Genomic DNA, 21,395 nt, shown 5'->3' on the forward strand with positions numbered 1-21,395 from the left:
TGCGATGTGACAGGCGAGCCATCCCGACCCGGATGAACGTTCGGAAAGCTTATGGTGAAACGAACCCGCGAACAGGCACAGGCAACACGGGCCATCATCGTCGAGTCGGCACAGGGGGTGTTCTTCGATCACGGCTTCGCGCATGCGTCGCTCGAGGAAATCGCCCGCCGGGCTGGCGTCACGCGCGGGGCCGTGTACTGGCACTTCGAGAGCAAGCTCGATGTGCTCGATGCAATTTTCGCCGATGCGGCGATTCCGCTGGATCCCTTTCTGATTGCCCCGCATCAGGGTGCCGAGCCTGCGCTCGATGCGCTGATCGACGCACTCTGCGCGCGCTGGCGGGTGGCGACGCGTTCGAAGCTGCCACGTCGCCTGTACACGCTGTCGTACACGCGCTGCGAGAGCGCGGGTGAAACGGCCGCCTTCTGCGAGCGGGTTCGTCAGGCCGCGTGTCATGCCGAACAGTGCATCGAAGCCTGCGTGCGGCGTGCGATAGCGGCCGGACAGCTGGCGAGCGAACATGAGCCGGCGGTGATCGCCAGCGTGGTTCACGCGACGTTGAGCGGATTGCTGCACCGGGAGTTGACGCGGCCAGGGCGCAGCAATCCGGATATGGCTGAAATTACCGAAATCGTCCGCACCCTGATTCAAGGATGAATGTGTCAGGCGCCCGATGAACGGCGTTGAGCCGTATCCATGAGTGTTGTCATGAATCCCGTACCGAAAGAGCTTGAAATCGCGAAAGAAAGATCCCGCGAAATCGCACCGGGAATATTTGGTTCGGATTCCAGACTACTGGAAAGAGCCCGCCGCGGCATGTCCATCGTGCAACTGCTGTCGGCTGCCGAATCGTTGCAGTCAAGGTGCGTCGACCGGCGTATCGAGCAGGCGCTCGGCATTACGAAGTCACAGGCGTCGATCCTGCACGCACTCGATTGCAGGGAATCGTTGACGGCCGGCGAACTGGCCGATGCCTGCGGGATTGCCGGCAGCGCGGTGACGCGCCTGGTGGACCGGCTGGAGGCGCTGTATCTCGTGATGCGGACGCAAAAGGAGGATGACCGCCGTATCGTCTACGTGTCGCTCACGCATGACGGGCGCCGGATCGCGGCTGCGTGGCGCGACGTGCAATACGAGATCCGGCAGGAGATGCGTACCTTCGCGAGCGACGACGAGCTTCGAATGCTGGGCAATCTGCTGTCGCGCATGCTCGTCAATGCAGCGAGAGGCGATGCGATCGGATGAACGTCACGGCCGTTTCGGCCTCGGAGCGTCCGGTTCGGCCACGGAGCGTCCGGTTCGCGGAGCAGTGCTGCCTCCGCGAGTTTCGGTACGGTGCCCGACGTTCCCCGGTCAGGCGGCGAGCGCGAGCTTCGACGCGAGCATGGCGACGAGCGACGGCAATTCCGCGAGCGAGCCGACCGCGCCGAACACGTAGTAGTCGGGACGCACGATGATGGCCTTCGCGCGTTGCTCGTTGAAGAACGCCTGGTACTTGCCGCTGACGTCGTACAGGATTCGCCCGTCGACGGCCTTGCTTTCGTCGTGCGTGATGCCGATCGTCTGCGCGCCGATACGGGCGAGGGTAGCCTGCGAATGCGCATCCAGATGCGCGTCCGGGTCTGCATCAAGCACGATGATGTGAAAGCCGTTCGGAATCGCGTCGTCGTAGCGCATCACTTCACCGCCGTTGCGCACCTGGCCGTGCACGCTCAACTGGCCGGCAATGCCGCCGTCCGCCGAATTCTGGTCGACCCGGATCACGCCGTCGGTCAGCCCGGGGAACGGCGGTAGTGGTGGCACCTGGCCGGACAGGTAGGCTTCGTCGCGTTGCGCGGCTGCCTGCGGATCGGAGATGCACACGACCTTGCCCATTTCGATCGATGCGTCGATCACCGCGCGAACCTGCGGCCGCCGCTCCGGCGTGTAGCCGTCGAGCAGGTCGTCCGACGCGATGCCCTTCAGGATCAGGTCGAGCCGCCACGCGAGGCTCCACATGTCGCGCAGGCCGGAACACATGCCCTGGCCCATGAACGGCGGCATCTGGTGAGCCGCGTCGCCGGCGAGCAGCACGCGCTGCTTGCGCCACGTCTGCGCGATCAGCGAGCGGAACGTATAGACCGCGTAGCGCACGAGCGTCGCCTGTTCCGGCCCGACCCACGGCGACAGCAACGCCCACACCTTCTCGGGCTTCTGCATGCACTCGAGCGTTTCGTGCGGCAGCCGCATGAATTCCCAGCGCCGATAGCCGGGGCCACCGGGCACCATCGTGGTCGGGCGCGCCGGATTGCACCACTGGCCGATGTCGGGCACGTCGAGCTTCACGCCGTCGTTCGGCTGCAAGTCGACGACGAGCCAGTCTTCCTGGAACCCGAGATCGGTGAACGGGATGTCGAGCGACTTGCGCACGAAGCTGTTGGCGCCGTCGGCGCCGACGACATAGCGTGCACGCACGGTCAGCGTCTCGCCGGTGGACGTCCAGACGCCGTTCACCATGCGTCCTTGCGCGACGGTCACCTCGCAATGGTCGGGAAACTGTCGTAGTCCGATTGCTTCCCAGCCCTGGTTGACCGACACGTTCGGCAGCGATTTGGCCTTGCGGTCGAGCAGCGCTTCGAGGGACGGCTGGTTGAACAGGTAGCCGACGGGGCCGTCGCTGATCGACTCGGCGGACCAGTCGATCTCGACCAGCGTTTTCCAGTCGGCGTTGAACCACTGGTACATCGAGGAGGGCTGCGAGATTGCCTCGACGTCGCTGCCGATCCCCATCGCATGAAAGACGCGGCGTATCTCGTGGTCGTGGAAGACCGCCCGGGGCAGCGGATACAACGACGGCCAGCGGTCGAACACGGCGACGTCATAGCCGCGTTCGCCGAGCGCGATGGACAGCGATTGTCCGACCGGGCCGTAGCCGATGATGACGACGTCGTAGAGGTTCTGGTCAACCATTTGAGTCACCTGCAAGAAAGCGAGTCGTGCCCTGGCACCTGGGAATCTGGCAGCCATGCAGTGCACGTCGGTGAGAGATGGATTCGTTCAGCCAGGTGGCTTCACGCGGGTGCCCTTATGCCGGGGCCTCGGTGTTGTGAACGAAGTTGCCGGGGACCGGTGGCCCCCACAGGTACAGTGAGTCTTCAGGCGGGAAGTCGCCCGCCGGCCATGCACGGCCGGCCGACACGAAGTCGATGTCGGCGGAGTACTCGCAGAACGAGCCCCACGGATCCTCGACGTAGTGGAAGTAGTTCGAGCCGAGCACATGCCGGCCCGTGCCCCAGCCTTTGTCGTAACCGGCCGCGGCCATCTGCGACGCGCCTTCGCCGACCCTGTTCACGTCTTCCACGTCCCATGCGGCGTGATGCCAGCCGCGTGCACCGCTCTTCGCGAACGCGACCAGATGGTGGTCGCTGCCGTGCGGCGCATGCGTGAACGCGATGATGTCCTGCGACTTGTCGGACAGCCGCAGCCCGAGCGCGTCGTGGTAGAACGCGATCGCGCGCAGCACGTCCGGTGTGAACAGCAGCACGTGCGACAGACGAGCGGGGTGAACCGTTTTCGATTCGGAGCGCGTATGCGAGCCGCGCGCATCGGCCGGGCTGCCGGCGACGACGTTCTGCGGCTTCGCGAAAGGGCTGGTCTTCGGCCCGGCCTTGACCTGCAGCAGGTTGCCGTCCGGATCGTGGAACCACACGCCGGCCTGGTCTTCGCCCGTGACCGGGGCGGCGCCGGCCGCGACGATTCTCGCGTAGAGCGCGTCGAAATCGGCCGCGTAGCAGTTGAACGACAGATAGGCCAGCGATTTGTGCGCGGCGGGCAGGATGCGCGCCCAGCGATGCCCGTCCGCCGCGTACAGCGCGAGTGCCTGCTGATCGCCGGCCGTGCGTTCGACGCGCAGGCCAAAGCTGCGGTAGAAGTGCTCGGCGACGTCGAGCGACGGCACGTTCAGGGCGAAGTGGTCGATCGAGTGGACGGCCGGGGTGGTGGTCATGTCAGTCTCCGTTGTCGTGTGCGCCCGCTCGTGGGCGGGCGATGCATCACGATGGCCGAAAGTCAGCGGGCGGCTTCGTCCGCGATCACGTTGCGCAGCGTGCCGATCTTCTCGACGCTGACTTCGCACACGTCACCGGCCTTCATCAGCAGCTTCGGCGTGCGCGCCCAGCCGATGCCCGACGGCGTGCCCGACACGATCACGTCGCCGGCTTCGAGCGTGATCGCCTCGCTGATGATGCTGATCAGGCTGGCCACGTCGAACACCATCTCGTCGGTGCTGGCCGACTGCACGACCTCGCCGTTCAGGCGCGTTTCGAGGCGCAGGCCCTTGACGCCGGGCGGCAGCTCGTCGGCGGTCACGAGATCCGGGCCGAACGCGCCGGTGCCGTCGAAGTTCTTGCCGACGGTCCACTGCGGGGTCTTGAACTGGTACTCGCGCACGGAGCCGTCGTTGAACACCGAGTAGCCGGCGACGTGCGACAGCGCATCGGCCTTGCCGATATGGCGGCCGCCCTTGCCGATGACCACCGCGATCTCGCCTTCGAAGTCGAGGCCTTCGGAATCGGTGACGGCGGGGCGGATCATCGGCTGCTCGTGCGCGATCAGGCTCGTGGCGACGCGGAAGAACAGCGTCGGGTAATCGGGCTGCTCGTACTTGCTCTCCGACGTGTGATCCGCGAAGTTCAGGCCCACGCAGATGATCTTCGGCGGACGACGCAGCGGCGGAAGCAGCTTCAGGTCGCTGGCGGCAACGCGTTCCTGCGCGGCCGAACGGCTCGCGTAATCGACGAGATTCACGCCGCGGGCAAGCAACGATTCCAGTGTTTCGTCGCCGAGCACACGCACCGTATCGCCTTCACGCACCCCCAGTGTTGCCTTGCCGTTCCGTTCAAAACTGACCAATCGCATATCCATCTCCAGTAACGTGCCACGAGGTCGAATGTTCACGCGGCTCCGATTTGACGAATTCGTCATTTCGGCATTCTAGTTGATTTGATAAAATCGTCAATTAGGTTCGGGTTGGGAGAAACCCGAATGCCGCGCATCGCGATGCGTGCAAGGACAGGGAGATAAAAATGAAGGATCAGGACGAGAACTATCAAAGCCGCGCGGGTGCGTTGCGCCGGGAAAAGACGCGCAACCGGCTGATCGAGAGCGCGCTGGTCGTGTTCGCGGAGAAGGGCCCCGACGCGCCGATGATCGATGACTTCATCGCGGCGGCCGGCGTGGCGCGCGGCACGTTCTACAACTACTTCCGGACCACTGCGGAGCTGCTTGCCGTCGTGGCCGGCGAAACCAGCGACGAGGTGCTGGGCGTGGTCGATCCGCTGGTGCTCGAGGTGGACGATGTGGTGCAGCGGATCGTGGTCGGCGCGCGGCTGTACATGGCGATGGCGGTGCGTTATCCGCAGTGGGGCGCATTCATCACGCGGGTCGGCACGCGGCGCGGTTCGCGCGGCCGGCTGCTCGACGTCTACCTCACGCGCGACCTGCAAACGGCGATCGACGCGGGGCGTCTGCAGGTCGGCCACGTGATGGTCGCACGGGATATCGCGCTCGGGGCGATCATGTACGGGATCGAAACCCTGCTGTCGGGCGACGCGCCGGAAGACTACGCAGAGCAGTCGATGTTCGCGTTGTTGCGGGCCTTCGGCGTCGGCGAGAAGGACGCGCGCAAGTTTGCGTGGGCGCCGCTGGCCGATTGCCCCGAGCCGCGCGGCGCCATTTTCGAGCGGTTTCGCCACTCGGATCCGGCGGGCAGCGACGAAGCGGACGCGTGATTGCTCGCTGACGCGGGCCGTGCACCGAGGTGCGCGGCAGCAGAGAGAACCGGCCGACATTCCCCGGGCCGAAGGCAATCGGCATCACACTTGCGCAAAGGGCCGGGCGTTCGCGACGGCTCGCCCGGGTGGCTGAGCGCGCGTGAACCCGTCATCCCCCGATCAGGGGAATCCATGCTCCCAAACTACCCGAACGGGTAGCTGCCACCCGTCCCCCCCATACCTACACTCCTTTTCCAGAAACAACGCGACTGAACGGCGGCGATACCGCCGGGTCGTGACTCCCGCGCAAAAACAGGTGCGCGGGACGTAATTTGTTTCGTCCTGCTTCCGATTGACGCATGCGCGTCGACGGCAATCCTGTCGATCAAGGTGCACGGACGGTCGGACTCCGCCGCGCGACGACCGGGCCCGGGCAAGCCGCGGCATCCGGTCCGGCGGCCATTCGCAACAGCGAAGCACTGGTATCCAACAAACAGAGACTAGAACAGGAGACATTCCCGATGACGATCATCCCGTCCCGCAAACGTTTCGCGTCCGTTGCCGGCGTGCTGCTGGCCACGGCCGGATTGCCCGCGCATGCGCAAAGCAGTGTCACGCTCTACGGTGTCGTCGACGCCGGCATCCTCTACACGAGCAAGGCGATCGATCCGAAGACCGGGCTGAATGCCGGGCATCAGGTATCGATGATCACCGGCGGGATGACGCCGTCGTTGTTCGGCCTGAAAGGCACCGAGGATCTCGGCGGCGGCGTGAAGGCGATCTTCACGCTCGAAAGCGGCATCGACGTGTCGAACGGCGGCTATGCGGATTCGAACGGCAACCTGTTCGGCCGCCAGGCGTGGGTGGGGATCGAGAGCAGCTACGGCACGGTGAAGGCCGGCGTCCAGTTTTCGCCGTTCGTGCTGTCGTTGATCGCCACCGATGCGCGCAGCGTGTCGTACTTCGGCAGCGGCGTGCCGATCTATGTCGGCGGCGTGCTCGTGACGGGGATCTTCAACGCGAATGCGATTTCGTACACGAGCCCGGTGGTGGCGGGCTTGCAGGGCAGCGCGATGCTTGCGCTCGGCGGCAAGGCCGGCGATTTCCAGGCGGGCCGCCAGTATTCGGCGAGCGTCAATTACACATACGGGCCGTTGCTCGTCAGCGCCGCGATGTACGACGGCAATTCGGGTGGCACGGCCGCATCGACGCCGGTGCCGAGCACGGTGCCGTTTACCGGGCGCACGCTCGGCGCGAGCTATCAGTACGACGCGCTCACGGTGAAAGCCGCATACGTCAATTACAAGATCGCGGGCTCGTTCGACAGCCGCGTCTACGGCGGCGGCGCTGCCTATCAGTTCACGCCGGCCGTGAGCGCGGACGCCGGCGTCTGGTACACGAGCGACGGCAACGACACGAACAATCACTCGATCCTGGCCGCGGCAGGGCTGACCTACAGCCTGTCGAAGGCGACGCTGCTGTACGGGCAGTTCGGCTATGTGAACAACCACGGCAAGATGAATACGGGGCTGTCGACGAACGGTGCGCTGTACGGCACGAACGGGTCGACGTTCGGCACCGTGATCGGCATGCGCCACCTGTTCTGACGACGTGGTTCCCGGGTATCGACAGGAGGGTGGCATGCAGATCGAGATTGGTTTCGAGCAACGGCACGTGTTCGTCTTCGGCGGCACGACCGGCATCAACTTCGGCATCGCGCAAGCATTCGCGCGATGCGGCGCGGCTGTCAGCGTGGCGAGCCGCAAACGCGAGAACGTCGACGCCGCGGTGAAGACACTGCGCATGACCCATGCGTCGGTGTACGGCGCATGCGCCGACGTACGCGATTTCGACGCAGTGGGCGCCGCGCTCGGCGATGCGGTGCGCGAATTCGGCCCGATCGACGTGCTGATATCCGGTGCGGCGGGCAATTTCCTGTGCGACGCGAATGCGATGTCGGCGAACGGATTCCGCACGGTCATCGATATCGACCTGATCGGCTCGTTCAACGTGATGCGGCAGGCCTACCCGCATCTGCGCAAGCCGGGCGCGTCGATCATCAGCATTACCGCGCCGCAGGCGACGGTGCCGATGCGCCATCAAGCACACGCATCCGCGGCGAAAGCCGGCATCGACCAGCTCACGCGCGTGCTCGCGCTGGAATGGGGCGCCGACGGCGTGCGCGTCAACGCGATCTCGCCGGGCCCGATCGACGGCACGGAAGGCTTTCGCAAGCTGATCGCCCGCACCGACGACGAGCTCGCGCTGGCCGAGTCGGCGGTGCCGCTGCGCCGGTTCGGCACGACCGACGACATTGCGAATCTCGCGTTGTTCCTCGCATCGCCGTATGCGTCGTACGTGTCCGGCGCGGTGATTCCGTGCGACGGCGGCGGCGCGATCGACAGCGTGAAGCCGGCGATCGAACGGGCGGGCGCGAACGCGTCGGCCGGTGCCTGACGCGCGGACGCGACCGATACGGGCAATCCATACCCGATAACTACCCGGACGGGTGGCGGCGGCCGTCAGGCCGCTGCCTACACTGATTCCACGACGAATATAACCAGACAGGAGACGACGTGCATTCCCTTCCTTTTCCGACGTCGCACGGTTGCATGACGGAGCCGCGCGAGCCCATCGACATGCGCCGTGCACTACGGGCACGGCAGCCGGGCCGCGCCTGAACCGGCCGATCACGAAGCGAGAGAGCTCATGACAATCCCAACCGATTCGATCCAGCACGCGGCATCGGGCACGTCCGGCACACGGACCGCGCGGCATCGCCTGATCAACATCGACAACGGCGGCACGCTGACCGACATCTGCGTGATGGACGGCGACAACGTGATCCGCACGAAGACGCTGACCACGCCGCACGACCTGTCGCAATGCCTGTTCGACGGGCTGCGCAAGGCGTCCGTGGCGATCTACGGCAACGAAGACCTGGAGGCGCTGCTGTTGTCGACGGCCGCGATTCGTTACTCGACGACACAGGGGACGAACGCACTCGTGGAGCGCAAGGGGCCGCGGCTCGGGCTCGTGGTCGGCGGGACGCTATCGGCCGCGCAGGTGCGCGATGCCGACGGTGCCGCCGACCTGTTCGATGCGGTGATCGGCAGCCGCGCGGTCACGCTGTCCGGCGATTCGCCTGAAGCCGACGTGGTCCGCGCGGTCGGCGAACTCGCGGCGTCGGGGGCCAACCGGCTCGTCGTGGCGATCGGCGGCCCGCGGCGCGTCGAGCTCGAACAGCGACTGAAGCGCAAGCTGCTGCGCAGCTTTCCGCCGCACCTGCTCGGCGCGCTGCCGATCCTGTATGCACACGAAATCGCCGACGACGCGAGCGACGTGCGCCGCACGTGGACCGCACTGTTCAACGCGTTCCTGCATCCGGCGATGGAGCGCTTTCTCTACAGCGCCGAACAGAAGCTGCGCGACGCGCGCGCGCAGAGCCCGCTACTCGTGTTCCGCAACGACGGATATGCAGGGCGCGTCGCGAAGACGATCGCGTTGAAGACCTACAGTTCCGGCCCGCGCGGCGGGATGGAAGGCGCACGCGTGCTGGCCCGGCACTACGGGTTGACGCATCTGCTGTCGATGGACATCGGCGGAACGACGACCGACATCGGCGTGGTCGACGAACGGGGCGTGCGCGCGGACCGGCACGGCAACGTCGAAGGCGTCGCGACGTCGTTCGCGTTGTGCGACGTGGTCAGCGCGGGCGTCGGCGGAAGCTCGATCATCCGCGTGGAGGGCGAACGCATCGCCGTGGGGCCGCAAAGCGTCGGCAGCGCGCCGGGGCCGGCCTGTTTCGGCCTGGGCGGCACGCAGGCGACGATCACCGATGCGTTCACGCTGTCGGGCCTGCTCGATCCCGCGTCGTTCTTCGGCGGCAAGCTGCAGCTCGACAAGGCGCGTGCCCGCCAGGCGGTTCATGCGCATGTTGCCGATCCGCTGAAGATGGGCGACCTGGAAGCGCTCGCCGCGATGGAGGCCGCGTGGGTGAAGAAGGTCGCCGACAGCCTCATCGCTTATTCGCCGATCCGGCCCGACACGACGCTTGCCGCGTTCGGCGGCGCGGGGGCGCTCGTCGCATGCCGCGTCGCGGAGGCGATCGGCGTGAAGCGGGTGCTGATTCCGGGGCTGGCGGCCGTGTTTTCCGCATACGGAATCGGCTTCTCGGATGTGGGGCACAGCTTCTCGGCGCCGCTTGCCGGAGCGACCGACGGCGCACTCGCGGCTGCGATGGACACGCTGTTCACGCAGGCGTCGCGTGCGATGTTCGGTGAAGACGCGGCGATCGACGACTGCCGGTTGGTCTATACGGTCGAAGCGACCGGCGCCGAAGGCCGGAGTACCGAGCACACGGTGACGGGCACGACGCTGCCCGCCGGGCTTGCGCCGGATGCGACGCTGTCCGTGTCGCTGACTGCGATCAAGCGCATGCCGCAAGCGACGCTGGACGGCCGATTCGGCGAGGCCGACCACCAGCCCGCCGTTGCTCACGGCACGCGGCGCGTCGTGGTCGATGGCCGCGAAGTCGACCTGCCGCTGTACCGCGTCGAGGATCAGCCGAAGGGCGTTGCGGTACGCGCGGCCGGCCCGGCAGTACTCGAGGAAGCGTTCTTCACCGGGCGCATCGACGCCGGCTGGCATTTCGACATCAATTCCGCCGGAGACATCCTGCTCAGCAGCGGCACGGAGAACGAATGATGAAAGTCCTGATTACCGAAACCCTGCGCATCGATCTCGGCACGGAACAATGGGAGTGCCGGCGCTGCGGTCATGCGCACGGCAGCGCGCGCGACAACTACAAGCGCGGCCTGCTCGTGCACGACCGTGACCCGCGCGAGATCCACAAGCCGCTGCTCGATCCGAACCGCTATGCGCGCACTTATTCGCCGGACCCGGACTGGTGCCGGATCCTCGAATACTACTGCCCGGAATGCGGCGTGCTCGTCGAAGCCGAATATCTGCCGCCCGGCCATCCGCCGCTGCACGACATCGATCTCGACATCGACGCGCTGAAGCTGCAATGGAAGGATCGCGAGGAGATGACGGAGCCCGCGCAGGCGCCCGACCTTGCACTCGAGCGCGTGAAGCTGCAGCGCGCGCTGCATGCAGCCGCCCATCATCGTCACGCAGTCGGTGCCGGCACCGACTCGTCGTCCACTTGAGCCACGGGGAGATTCGATCATGAAACGTGTTTCCGTCGACATTGGCGGCACCTTCACCGATTGCTTCGTGGCATGGGGCGATCATTGCGTCGAAGGCAAGTCGCTCACGACACACCACAATCTGGCAGTCGGCTTCAACGATTCGCTTGCCGACGCATGCCGCCAGCTCGAGCTGACGCCGACCCAGCTGCTGTCCGAAGTCGACTCGGTGCGCTACGCGACGACGCTCGGCACCAACGCGCTGATCGAGCGCAAGGGTCCGCGCGTCGGCCTGCTCGTCACGACGGGCTTCAAGCACACGGTGCCGTTGTCGCGGGCCCGCGGTTACGGGGAAGGGCTGTCCGAACACGAGCAGATGGACATTCCGAATGCGGCGCGCCCGGAGCCACTGGTGGCGATTCCGCTGATCCGCGAGATTCGCGAGCGTGTCGACTACGTCGGCCAGGTGTTCTGGACGCTCGACGAGGACGACGTGCGGTTGCGCATCCGCGAGCTCGTCGACGCCGGCGCGCAGGCACTCGTCGTGATGTTCACGAACAGCGTCGTGAACCCGGTGCACGAGCTGCGCGTGCGCGAGATTTTCCTCGAGGAGTACCCGGCGCACATGCTCGGCGCGATCCCGATGCTGCTGTCGCACCAGGTGGTCGGCCGCAAGGGCGAGTATGCGCGCGCAACGTCGTCGATCATCGACGCGTTCCTGCACCAGATCATGTACCACGGGCTCGGCACGCTGGAGCTGAACCTGCGCCAGCAGGGCTATACGAAGCCGATGCTGGTCAATCACAACTCGGGCGGCATGGCGCAGCTCAACTCGACCGATGCGCTGCAGACCGTCCACTCGGGGCCGGTGTCGGGCATCGCCGCGAGCGAGTACCTGGCGGCGGCCGCCGAGCTGGGCAACGTCGTCGCGACCGACATGGGCGGCACGAGCTTCGACATCGGGATCGTCGTGCAGGGCGGGCAGAAGTTCTACGACTTCAACCCGGTGATCGACCGCTGGCTCGTCAGTGTGCCGATGGTGCACCTCGTCGCGCTGGGGGCGGGCGGCGGCTCGATCGCGCGCTACGAGCGGATGTACAAGACGGTCGAGATCGGCCCGCAATCGGCCGGCTCCGATCCGGGGCCCGCGTGTTACGACCGCGGCGGCCAGCATCCGACCGTCACCGACGCCGATCTGCTGCTTGGCTATCTCGATCCGAAGAACTACGCGAACGGCCGCATTCCGCTGAATCCGCGCCGTGCGAAGCAGGCGATGCAGGACGACCTGTGCGACGTGCTCGATCTCGACGTGATCGAAACCGCCAAGCTGATCAAGAAGCAGGTAGACGCGTCGATGGCGAACGGCATCGCCACCGAATTGCGCACGCGCGGCTTCGAGCCGAAGGAATTCACGGTGCTCGCGTATGGCGGCAACGGGCCGCTGCATGCGTGCGGGATCGCGTCCGCGCTCGGGGTTGCGAAAGTGCTGGCGCCGCCGTATTCGTCGACGTTCTCCGCGTGCGGCGCGGGGACGGTGAACCAGATGCATATCCACGAAATGAACACGTGGACCGTGCTGTTCAACCCGAACACGAAATCATTCTTCCTGGATTTCGACACGTTCAACCGCGGTGTCGAGGAACTCGAGCGGCGCGGGCGCGAGGATCTCGAACGGCAGGGGATGGACCCGTCGCAGATCCGCTACCGGCTCGAACTCGACATGCGCTACGGCAACCAGCGCGTGCAGACGGCCGTCGTCACGCCGATCTCGCGCCTGAAGACGCAGCGCGACGTGCTGACGCTGATGGAGCTGTTCCACGAAAGTTATGGCTCGCGCTTCGGGGACGGCTCGCAAAGCCCGGAAACCGGCGTGCGGATCAACACGCTGCGCGTATGCGCGTACGTCGAACAGCCGTCGGTGAAGTTCGCGAAGCTCGCGGTCAGCGACGATCCGCTGCCACCGCCGGAACCGGTCGGCTACCGCGAATGCCATTTCGTCGGGCACGACGGGCCGCAACGCACCGCCATCTACGACGACCGCGCGCGTGCCGAGCGCACGCAGATCGAAGGGCCGGCCGTCATCACGACACGCGCGACGACGTTCCTCGTCGAGCCGGGCTGGATCTATCAGGCGACGGCCCAGGGCGGCGCGTGGTTCCTGCGCAAGTAAGCAAGGAGATCGACATGCAAAACGACATCAATGCGGAAGACCGGGCGCTGCTCGACAAGTTCATCGCCGACAACACGCTGTTTCTCGGCCCTGATCCCGAGATCATGCGCAACCACAGCATCCTGCCGCGCTCGAAGGTGGAAAACGAAGTGCTGGAGCGCGGCGTCGACCCGCACCAGGTCCACCATGTGCGCGGGCTGGTCAACTCGGCGCTGTCCGAAGCGTTCACGATGGTGAACCAGATGGGCGCGGCGCCGGGCGCGAAGTGGGGCGACCTCGTGACCGCGATCTACACCGCGCAGGGCGACCTGTCGATGATCGCGCCGCACGGGATCATCGCGTTCGCCGCGTGCTGCTTCTATCCGATCCGCTTCATCATCAAGAACTGGGTGAACGACCCGACGGTCGGCGTGAAGGACGGCGACGGCTTCATCCACAACGACGCGCGCTACGGCGGCATCCACAATACCGACCAGTCGATGATGATGCCGCTGTTCTACAAGGGCGAACTCGTGTGCTGGCTCTCGTCGACGATCCACGAGGGCGAGAACGGCTCGACCGAGCCGGGCGGGCTGCCGGCCAAGGCGGAGAGCAAGTACGACGAAGGCATCAAGATGCCGCCGTTCAAGATCGTCGAGAACTTCGAGCTGAAGCGCGACCTCGTCACGTTCCTGCAGAACTCGGTGCGCGACCCGCGCCTGCAGCTCGAGGACATGAAGGTGAAGCTGCACGCGGTGCTGCGCCTGCGCGAGCGGATCATCGCGCTGCTCGACCAATATGGCCGCGATGCGCTGATCGGCACGTTGCGCACGCACCTGGAAGACGTCGAGACGGAAATGCGCCGCCGCATTCGCGAACTGCCCGACGGCACGACGCGCGTGCTGCAGTTCATGGATTCCAGCCTGCGCGAGAACGCGTTGCAGAAAATCTCGTGCGCGATCACCGTGAAGGGCGACCGGATGGTGATGGATTTCCGCGGCTCGGCGCCGCAGTTCATGAACCGTTCCGTCAATACCAACATTGCGTCGTTCAAGGCCGCGCTGTGCACGGGCCTGCTGCAGAACATCTGGCCCGACCTGCCGCATACGATGGCCGTGCTGTCGCCGATCGAGATCATCACCGATCGCAACTCGATCCTCGATGCGGAAGGCGAGATGCCGCAGGCGATGAGCCTGATGCCGCTGTTCAAGGGCTGCGTCGTGTGGACGATTCCGATGAACAAGCTGAGCTACAGCCTGCCGCACCGCTACTCGGCGGTGATCGCGTCGCAGTACGACCAGGCGGCGACGTTCATCTACGGCGGCCTGACGCAGCACGGCGACGTGACCGGCAACTTCTGCGCGGACATCAACGGCAACGGGCAGGGCGCGCGCAGCCACGCGGACGGCGAGCATTCGATCTCGCCCGTGTTCGGCTTCATGTGCGACACCGGCGAACACGAGATCGCGGAAGAGGACACGCCGATCATCCGCCTCGGCGCGCAGCGGCTCGCGAAGGACCGGATCGGCTGGGGCAAGTATCGCGGCGGAATGGGCTACGAGCAGATCGCGACCGCGCGCGGTTCGGGGCTGTGGGGCTTCATGACGGGCTGCGAAGGCTCGAAGTTTCCGTCGGCGCAGGGGCTGTTCGGCGGCTACTCGTGCCCGAGCTACCAGCTGATGAAGATCAAGGGCATCAACATCTTCAAGGTGCTCGAGGAGAACCCGAAGGCCGTCGACACGTTCGACATCGTCGAGCTGATGAACAAGCGGCCGATTCCGGGCGCGCAGTACAGCAGCCACGACATGGGCATGACGTTCGAGATCTGCAACGAGGGCGAGATCTACATGATCTGCCAGGGCTCGGGCGGCGGCTATGGTGACGTGCTCGAACGCGATCCGGCGCTCGTGATGAAGGACCTGCGCGAGGAACTGATGTCGCACGAGAACGCGCGCGACATCTACAAGGTCGTCTACGACGACGAGACGCTCGTCGTGGATGTCGAGGCGACGGCGGAAGCGCGGGCGGCCGAGCGGCTCGCCCGGATTGCGCGCGGCAAGCCGTTCGACGCGTTCTGCGACGCATGGGTGACGCCGGAGCCGCCTGCGACGCTGCCGTACTTCGGCAGCTGGAACGACCGCACCGAGATCTACGCGACGACGCTGGGCCAGCGCGTCAGGATGCCGGCGGACGCGATACAGGGCGCATTCATGCTCGATCCGAAGGATGTCCGCATCGCGGAGCTGGAGGCGCAGTTGGCCGGCAAGGCGGCGCAAGCATAAGCCGGTGCCACGGCCGAGGCGCGGCGGGCGGGAGCCGCCGCGCCGAACGCTTTTTTACTGCAGGACGGGCGGCGGTCGCGTGATTGACGGCCACCCGGCCTCATGCTGAACTGGAAGGCATCATGTCTCGACTCATCGATACCGCTCGGGTACGCCGGCCGCTCTGGCTGAATCACGCTGGCTACAGCGTGCCGTTGCTCGCGGGCGGCAGCGCGCCGTGGCTCGACAGCGCTGCGTGCGTCGCGTGGACACGCCAGGCGCACGGGCTGCTCGGATCGGACGTGCTCACCTTGCCGCTGGCGGACCTTGCCGCCGCATGGTTGACGCGCGACACGGCATTGAAGGACGCGATGGCCGCGAACACGAAGCGCGCGCATCTGCCGCTGAAGGCATGTCTCGCGAGCACGCCGCTGCGCGAGCATGCGGCCGCGCTGGCGAGCGCGTTGCGCGCGGCGTTGCCCGATGCGATCTTCGCACTCGTGCTACCGTCTCCACGCGACTGGGCGGCGCGTGCGCTTGCGTCGGCAGGCGGTTTGCCGCACGGTGAGGTCGACGAGGACGCCGCCGATGCGGCGGCGTCGAGCATCGCGGATTTCCTGAGGGTGTTCGCGACGGCGGGCGTCGATGCGGTGCTGCTGCGCGAGTCGCGTACGTGGGAGGCCGACGAAGCCGCGTTGTGGCTCGAACTGTATCAACCCGTCGCGAACGTCGCGACGCATTACGGCTGGGACTGGGGAATGCAATGGCCGGCGGCCGTGACGCTTGCCGACGGCCAGGGGCCGGATTTCACGATCGCGCCGACGCGATGCGGGCACGGTGCGGCCGGGATCGTCGTGCCGGACACGTTCTGGCAGGACGGTGAGCTGCCGGCGCCGGAACCCAAGGCATTCGACGTGGCCGACATTCCGGCTGCGGCGCATCCGGAGACCGTTCTCGAACGGCTCGCGCTCTTACATGAAAGGCGATTGACATGGTGAACGAAGGCGAACTGCTGTGGACACCCGGCGAGAAGTTCGTGCGCGGCTCTCATCTTGCACGCTATCTCGACTGGCTCGCGACCGATCGCGATCTGGCATTCGCGGACTACGACGCGCTCTGGCGCTGGTCGGTGCGCGAGCCCGACGCGTTCTGGGCGTCGATCTTGCAATGGTACGGCGTGCAGTATGACGGCTCGGCGCGACGCGTGACGGACGGCGCGCCGATGCCGCATACGCGCTGGTTTCCGGATGCGCGCGTGAACTACGCGGAGCATGTGCTGCAGAATGCCGCGCATGCGGGTGCGGCGCCGGCCTTCCATTACGCTTCGGAAACGCGGCCGTTGCAGACGATGTCGCTTGCCGATCTCGCGAGCCAGGTGCGGCGCTTCGCGACGCGCCTGCGCGAACTCGGCGTGGTGCCGGGCGATCGTGTTGTCGCGTATCTGCCGAACGTGCCCGAGTGCGCGGTCGCGATGCTCGCGACGACCGCCATCGGCGCGATATGGTCGTCGGCCGCGATCGATTTCGGCGTGCGCACCGTCGTCGACCGCTTCCAGCAGATCGCGCCGAAGGTGCTGATCGCCGCCGACGGCTACCACTTCGGCGGCAAGGTATTCGACCGCCGGCGCGAGGTCGCCGAGATCGCGCAGGCGCTGCCGTCGCTGCAGACGCTCGTCTGGCTGCCGAACGTGGCGGATGCGATGCCGGCCGACGCAACGTCGCTGCCGTGCGCGGTGCACACATGGGACGCGTTGCTCGCCGGCCCCGACGTCCTGGCCGATACGTTCCGCTTCGAGCGGGTCGGCGCCGATCATCCGTTGTGGATCGTGTTCTCGTCGGGCACCACGGGCTTGCCGAAGGCGATCGTGCATGGTCATGCGGGCATCCTTGCCGAGCACCTGAAGCTGATGCATCTGCATATGGACCTGCACCCGGGCGATGTGATGTTCTTCTACAGTACGACCGGCTGGATGATGTGGAATCTGCTGGTCGCCTCGCTGCTGACCGGCGCATCCGCCGTACTCTACGACGGCAGCCCGATGCATGGCGGCCCCGAGTGTCTGTGGCGGCTCGCGGCCGACGCCGGCGCCACCTGCTTCGGCGGCAGTCCGACCTTCGTGCAGATGATGGAAAAATCGGGCATCGAGCCCGGGCGGCAGTTCGACCTGTCGGCACTCAGGAGCGTGCTGCTCTCCGGTGCGCCGAGCACGCCCGAGACGTTCGCATGGTTCTACCGCAACGTGAAGCGGGACCTGTGGGTCACGTCGCAATCGGGCGGCACCGAGCTGTGCAGCGGGCTGGTGGGCGCGGTGCCGTCGCTGCCGGTGCACGCGGGAGAGATCCAGGCGCGCATGCTCGGCATGGCGGTCGACGTGTGGAACGACGACGGGCAGCCGGTCGTCGACGAAGTGGGCGAACTCGTCGTCACGCAGCCGGCCCCGTCGATGCCGATCTTCTTCTGGAATGACGACGGCGGCGCGCGCTATCGCGAGTCGTACTTCGAGTATTTCCCCGGCGTATGGCGGCACGGGGATTTCATGCGAATCACGCGCGACGGCGGCTGCTACATCTACGGGCGCGCGGATTCGACGCTGAATCGATACGGCGTGCGAATCGGCTCGGCGGAGATCTATCGCGTCGTCGAGGAGATCGACGAGGTGGCCGACAGTCTGGTCGTGTGCTGCGAGCTGCCGGGTGGCGGCTTCTTCATGCCGCTGTTCGTGCGGCTGCGCAATGGCGATACGCTCGACGACACGCTGCGGGCGCGCATCGCCGAACGGCTGCGCACGCTGTGCAGCCCGCGCCACGTGCCGGACACGATGGTCGCGATGGACCAGATACCGTACACGCTGACGGGCAAGAAAATGGAGGTGCCGGTGCGCAAGATCCTGATGGGGCGTCCGGTCGAGCAGGCGGCGAGCCGCGACGCGATGGCCAATCCGGCCGCGCTCGATGCCTACGTCGCGTTCGCTGCCGAGGTGCCGCGATGATCGCGACTGCGTCGCTTCCCGAGGCGGCCGCCGCGCCAGGCGGCGACGACTCCGCCGCGCACGAATCGGCGGCATGCCTGCGGCCATACTGCTGTAATCCGTTTGCAGCGTTCTCCGCGTTTTCCCGGGTGGGCGGGTGGACGCCGCCGCTACCGGACGCGCGTGCGGCGCCCGACGGTGATGCCACGGCTTGAAGCTGCCGCGTGAATGCGGCAGGATGAACGACCCGACCCTCACCCGGATGATCGTGACCGTTTCCCGAAATGCGATCCAGCGTAGCGTGCGTCATGACGGCGTCGATTTGCGCGAGCACAAGTTTTCACCGCCTGCCGCGCGACGCGGCGCGATCGTGCGACACGCGTTGCTCGAACGCGTGACGCGACTCGGCGTGCCGCACGTCGTGATCCTGCACGCGCCGCTCGGCAGCGGCAAATCCACGCTGCTTCGGCAGATCATGGAGATCGGCACCGCGAAGCGCTGGACGATCGGGTGGCTGACGCTCGACGAGAACGACAACGATCCGCGCCGCTTCGAAACGTACTTCATCGCGCTGGTCACGCAGATGGTGGCGGACGCGGGCGGCCCCGCGCCCGAGCAGTCGCCGGCGACGACCGACAACATGATCGACTGGGTGCTCGATCGATTCGGGCAGATTCCCGGCCCGATCGGCTTGTGCATCGACGATCTCCAGTGGATCCGCGATCCCGCGATCCTGCGGTTCCTGCGCGACCTGTTGCGCGCGCTGCCGGGCCGCTGCCGGATCTATATCGGGTCGCGCAATTTGCCGGACATCGGCGTGAGCACGCTGCTCGTCGCCGAGGAGGCGCTGGTGCTGCGGATGGAGGACCTGCGTTTCTCGCCGGAGGAGTCGGTCGAATTCATGACCGCGTCGGACGACGAGGCGCTCGACATGGAGATCGCGTCGTTCGTGCAGGCGCGCACCGAAGGCTGGCCGGCCGGGTTGCAGCTGTTCAAGCTGGCGCTTGCGCGCGGCAATCCGTGGCATACGGTCGACGAGATGCGCGATTGCGGGCCGCTGGAGCTGGTGCGCTACCTGTCGGAAAACACGCTGTCGCTGCAGCCGCCGGACGCACAGGTGTTCCTGCTGAAAACATCGTTGCTGCGGCGCTTGAACGGATCGCTGTGCGCGGAGGTGACGGGCGCGCATCACGCAGACGCGGTGCTGCAGCGACTGGAGCAGGACGGCCTGTTTCTCGAGGCGCTCGACGGCAATCCGGGCTGGTACCGGTATCACAGCCTGTTTGCGCGCTTCCTTTCCGACCGTCTCGGTCAGGACGGTCCCGATGGCGTGCTCGACGTGCACCGGCGCGCGGCGCACTGGTACGTGCGTCACGGCGTGCCCGAGGAGGCGATGTACCACGCGGTCGAGGCGCGCGAGTATGCGCTTGCGGTGCGCACGCTCGACGAATGGGCGTCGCGGCTGATCGCGGGCGCGGAGCTGGCCACGGTGGCGTACTGGTTCGACCGGCTGCCGTTGAACGAGGTGCTCGGCAACCGCAGTCTTGCGATCAAGGTGGCATGGGCGCTCGTGTTCCTGCGTCGCGGGAGCCCGACGCATCCGTTGCTGTCGTATCTCGACGAGACACGCACACGCGAACATGACGGCGCCACGCACAATCCGGACGTCGTGCTGGCGATGGCGACGATGTTCAACAACGATCTGCGCGGTGCCGCGCGTCTCGCGAACATCCCGGTGCTGCATCAGCCGGCGCGCGACATCTTCGAGGCGTTTGAACTGGGCGCGGCAGCAAACCTGCTGACGTTCAGCGCGATGGCGACGTGGAACGAGGAAGACATCCACCACATGCTCGTACTGGCGAACAGCCACAACGATCATGCGCAGGCCGCGTTCAGCCAGGGATACACGCTCGCGCTGCGCTGCATCCTGCAGGTCACCAGCGGGCAACCGAGGCTCGCGACCGAGGCGCCGCGCGCGACGTCGGGCACCCGGCCGTGGCCCTACGTGAATCGCGGCATGGCGGCGGTGGCGCTTGCGGCATCGCGGATCTGGGCGTGCTATGAAGCCGATGCGCTCGACATCGGGGAAAGGCTCGCGACACAGTTCGAGGACGAGATCGCGCTTGCGGCCGTACCGGAATTCATTGCGCTGTCGATGGTCTCGATCGCGCGCATTCACGCGGCCCGCGGGCGGATGATCCAGGCGCGCGACACGCTCGATACGCTCGAGCGCCTGAGCTTTCAGAGCCAGTGGTCGGGCGTGCGCGAGATGATCGCGTGGGAGCGGCTTTACTTTGCGGGGCGCAGCGGCGATGCGGCGCGTGTCGATGCGCTGCTGCAGCACGTGACGGACGACGCGTCGCCGTCGGACCCCGTGTGGATTCCGATCACCGAGATGCTGAGCGGGCGGCTGCTGGGCCGGATCCGGCTCGCGCTGTTCCGTCAGCAACTCGACCGCGCCGGCGAGTTGCTGAAAGCCGCGCTGGCGATCACGCCGGCCCGGCCGCTGCTGTCGGTCAAGCTGCACGTGCTGCAGGCGCTGGTGCAGCATCGGCAGGGGCATACGCGGCTCGCGCTGCGAACGCTGCAGGGCGTACGCGAAACGGCCGGCGCCGGCGGCTGCAGACGCGCGCTGCTCGACGAAGGCGCCGAACTGGTCGCGTTACTCGACCAGGCACCCGACGCCGAGATGCCGCATACCGCGCAGGCACCGGAACAACGTTTCCATGCGGCGGCGTGGTACGGCGCCCTGTCGCAGCGCGAACAGGAAATCCTGCGGCTGCTGTGCAGCGGCGCATCGAATCGCGAGATTTCGGAGAAGCTGTTCCTTTCCGAAAACACCGTGAAGTTTCATCTGAAGAACGTGTATCTGAAGCTGGACGTGAAGAATCGCGCGCAGGCGATTCTCAAGGCGCAACTCGACTTGCGGTGACGCAATGCGAAGAGGACGGCAACGCGGGGTGCGTTGCCGTCCTCTTCGGTACGTCGGCTCAGGCAATCGCGGTACGGGTGGGCGCGGCGGAAGAAGCCGGCCACCGTGTCACGTCCGTGCAAGCGCGAGCGCCGGCCCGTTGCGCCGGCAGGCAGCCCGCCTTGCGGCGGGTAGCCGACCGGGCG

At 66.4% G+C, this 21,395-nt stretch carries 15 protein-coding genes; 12 read left to right on the forward strand and 3 right to left on the reverse strand.

What is annotated here, in order from left to right; genetic code table 11:
• Window positions 1–51: 51 nt before the first annotated feature.
• Window positions 52–657 carry a TetR family transcriptional regulator gene (locus G3O06_RS14860; protein ID WP_205816537.1) on the forward strand — a complete coding sequence of 202 codons (606 nt, stop codon included), beginning with the start codon at window positions 52–54 and terminating at the stop codon, window positions 655–657.
• 51 nt (window positions 658–708) lie between these two features.
• Window positions 709–1,245 (forward strand): MarR family transcriptional regulator, encoded by a 537-nt coding sequence (locus G3O06_RS14865; protein WP_205816538.1) that lies wholly within the window; start codon window positions 709–711, stop codon window positions 1,243–1,245.
• 108 nt (window positions 1,246–1,353) lie between these two features.
• Here the strand turns inward: G3O06_RS14865 and G3O06_RS14870 are convergent, their stop codons facing one another.
• The 3 genes from G3O06_RS14870 to G3O06_RS14880 all read right to left on the reverse strand — a co-directional run bounded on the left by G3O06_RS14870 (window position 1,354) and on the right by G3O06_RS14880 (window position 4,896).
• The gene (locus G3O06_RS14870; RefSeq protein ID WP_205816539.1) at window positions 1,354–2,949 is read right to left on the reverse strand and encodes a bifunctional 3-(3-hydroxy-phenyl)propionate/3-hydroxycinnamic acid hydroxylase; all 1,596 of its coding nucleotides are present in this window, start codon (window positions 2,947–2,949) and stop codon (window positions 1,354–1,356) included.
• A gap of 115 nt (window positions 2,950–3,064) precedes the next feature.
• Window positions 3,065–3,985, reverse strand: a complete 921-nt coding sequence (locus G3O06_RS14875; RefSeq protein ID WP_205816540.1) for a VOC family protein — start codon at window positions 3,983–3,985, stop codon at window positions 3,065–3,067.
• A gap of 62 nt (window positions 3,986–4,047) precedes the next feature.
• Window positions 4,048–4,896, reverse strand: coding sequence for a fumarylacetoacetate hydrolase family protein (locus G3O06_RS14880; protein ID WP_205816541.1), 849 nt, complete (start codon window positions 4,894–4,896; stop codon window positions 4,048–4,050).
• 167 nt (window positions 4,897–5,063) lie between these two features.
• Here G3O06_RS14880 and G3O06_RS14885 point away from each other — a divergent pair, with 167 nt between their 5' ends.
• The 10 genes from G3O06_RS14885 to G3O06_RS14930 all read left to right on the forward strand — a co-directional run bounded on the left by G3O06_RS14885 (window position 5,064) and on the right by G3O06_RS14930 (window position 21,210).
• A complete protein-coding gene (locus G3O06_RS14885) occupies window positions 5,064–5,768 on the forward strand; it encodes a TetR/AcrR family transcriptional regulator (protein WP_205816542.1) in 705 nt (234 codons plus the stop codon).
• A 503-nt stretch (window positions 5,769–6,271) separates the two neighbouring features.
• Window positions 6,272–7,357, forward strand: coding sequence for a porin (locus tag G3O06_RS14890; RefSeq protein ID WP_205816543.1), 1,086 nt, complete (start codon window positions 6,272–6,274; stop codon window positions 7,355–7,357).
• Window positions 7,358–7,391: 34 nt separating this feature from the next.
• Window positions 7,392–8,207, forward strand: coding sequence for an SDR family oxidoreductase (locus tag G3O06_RS14895; RefSeq protein WP_205816544.1), 816 nt, complete (start codon window positions 7,392–7,394; stop codon window positions 8,205–8,207).
• Window positions 8,208–8,459: 252 nt separating this feature from the next.
• Window positions 8,460–10,457 (forward strand): hydantoinase/oxoprolinase family protein, encoded by a 1,998-nt coding sequence (locus G3O06_RS14900; protein WP_205816545.1) that lies wholly within the window; start codon window positions 8,460–8,462, stop codon window positions 10,455–10,457.
• Entirely contained in the window at window positions 10,454–10,921 is a 468-nt protein-coding gene (locus G3O06_RS14905) for an acetone carboxylase subunit gamma (protein ID WP_241019988.1), read from the forward strand. Before G3O06_RS14900 ends, G3O06_RS14905 begins: the two co-directional genes overlap by 4 nt.
• A gap of 19 nt (window positions 10,922–10,940) precedes the next feature.
• The gene (locus G3O06_RS14910; RefSeq protein WP_205816546.1) at window positions 10,941–13,070 is read left to right on the forward strand and encodes a hydantoinase/oxoprolinase family protein; all 2,130 of its coding nucleotides are present in this window, start codon (window positions 10,941–10,943) and stop codon (window positions 13,068–13,070) included.
• A gap of 14 nt (window positions 13,071–13,084) precedes the next feature.
• The gene (locus G3O06_RS14915) at window positions 13,085–15,331 is read left to right on the forward strand and encodes a hydantoinase B/oxoprolinase family protein (RefSeq protein WP_205816547.1); all 2,247 of its coding nucleotides are present in this window, start codon (window positions 13,085–13,087) and stop codon (window positions 15,329–15,331) included.
• Between the two features lie 122 nt (window positions 15,332–15,453).
• A complete protein-coding gene (locus tag G3O06_RS14920; RefSeq protein ID WP_205816548.1) occupies window positions 15,454–16,308 on the forward strand; it encodes a hypothetical protein in 855 nt (284 codons plus the stop codon).
• Entirely contained in the window at window positions 16,302–18,299 is a 1,998-nt protein-coding gene (locus G3O06_RS14925) for an acetoacetate--CoA ligase (protein ID WP_205816549.1), read from the forward strand. The genes G3O06_RS14920 and G3O06_RS14925 overlap by 7 nt, the downstream gene beginning before the upstream one ends.
• A 217-nt stretch (window positions 18,300–18,516) precedes the next feature.
• A complete protein-coding gene (locus G3O06_RS14930) occupies window positions 18,517–21,210 on the forward strand; it encodes a LuxR C-terminal-related transcriptional regulator (RefSeq protein WP_241019991.1) in 2,694 nt (897 codons plus the stop codon).
• Window positions 21,211–21,395: the final 185 nt, after the last annotated feature.

It is taken from the genome of Burkholderia sp. Ac-20345 (assembly GCF_017104825.1).
Classification (GTDB): Bacteria; Pseudomonadota; Gammaproteobacteria; order Burkholderiales; family Burkholderiaceae; genus Burkholderia; species Burkholderia lata_B.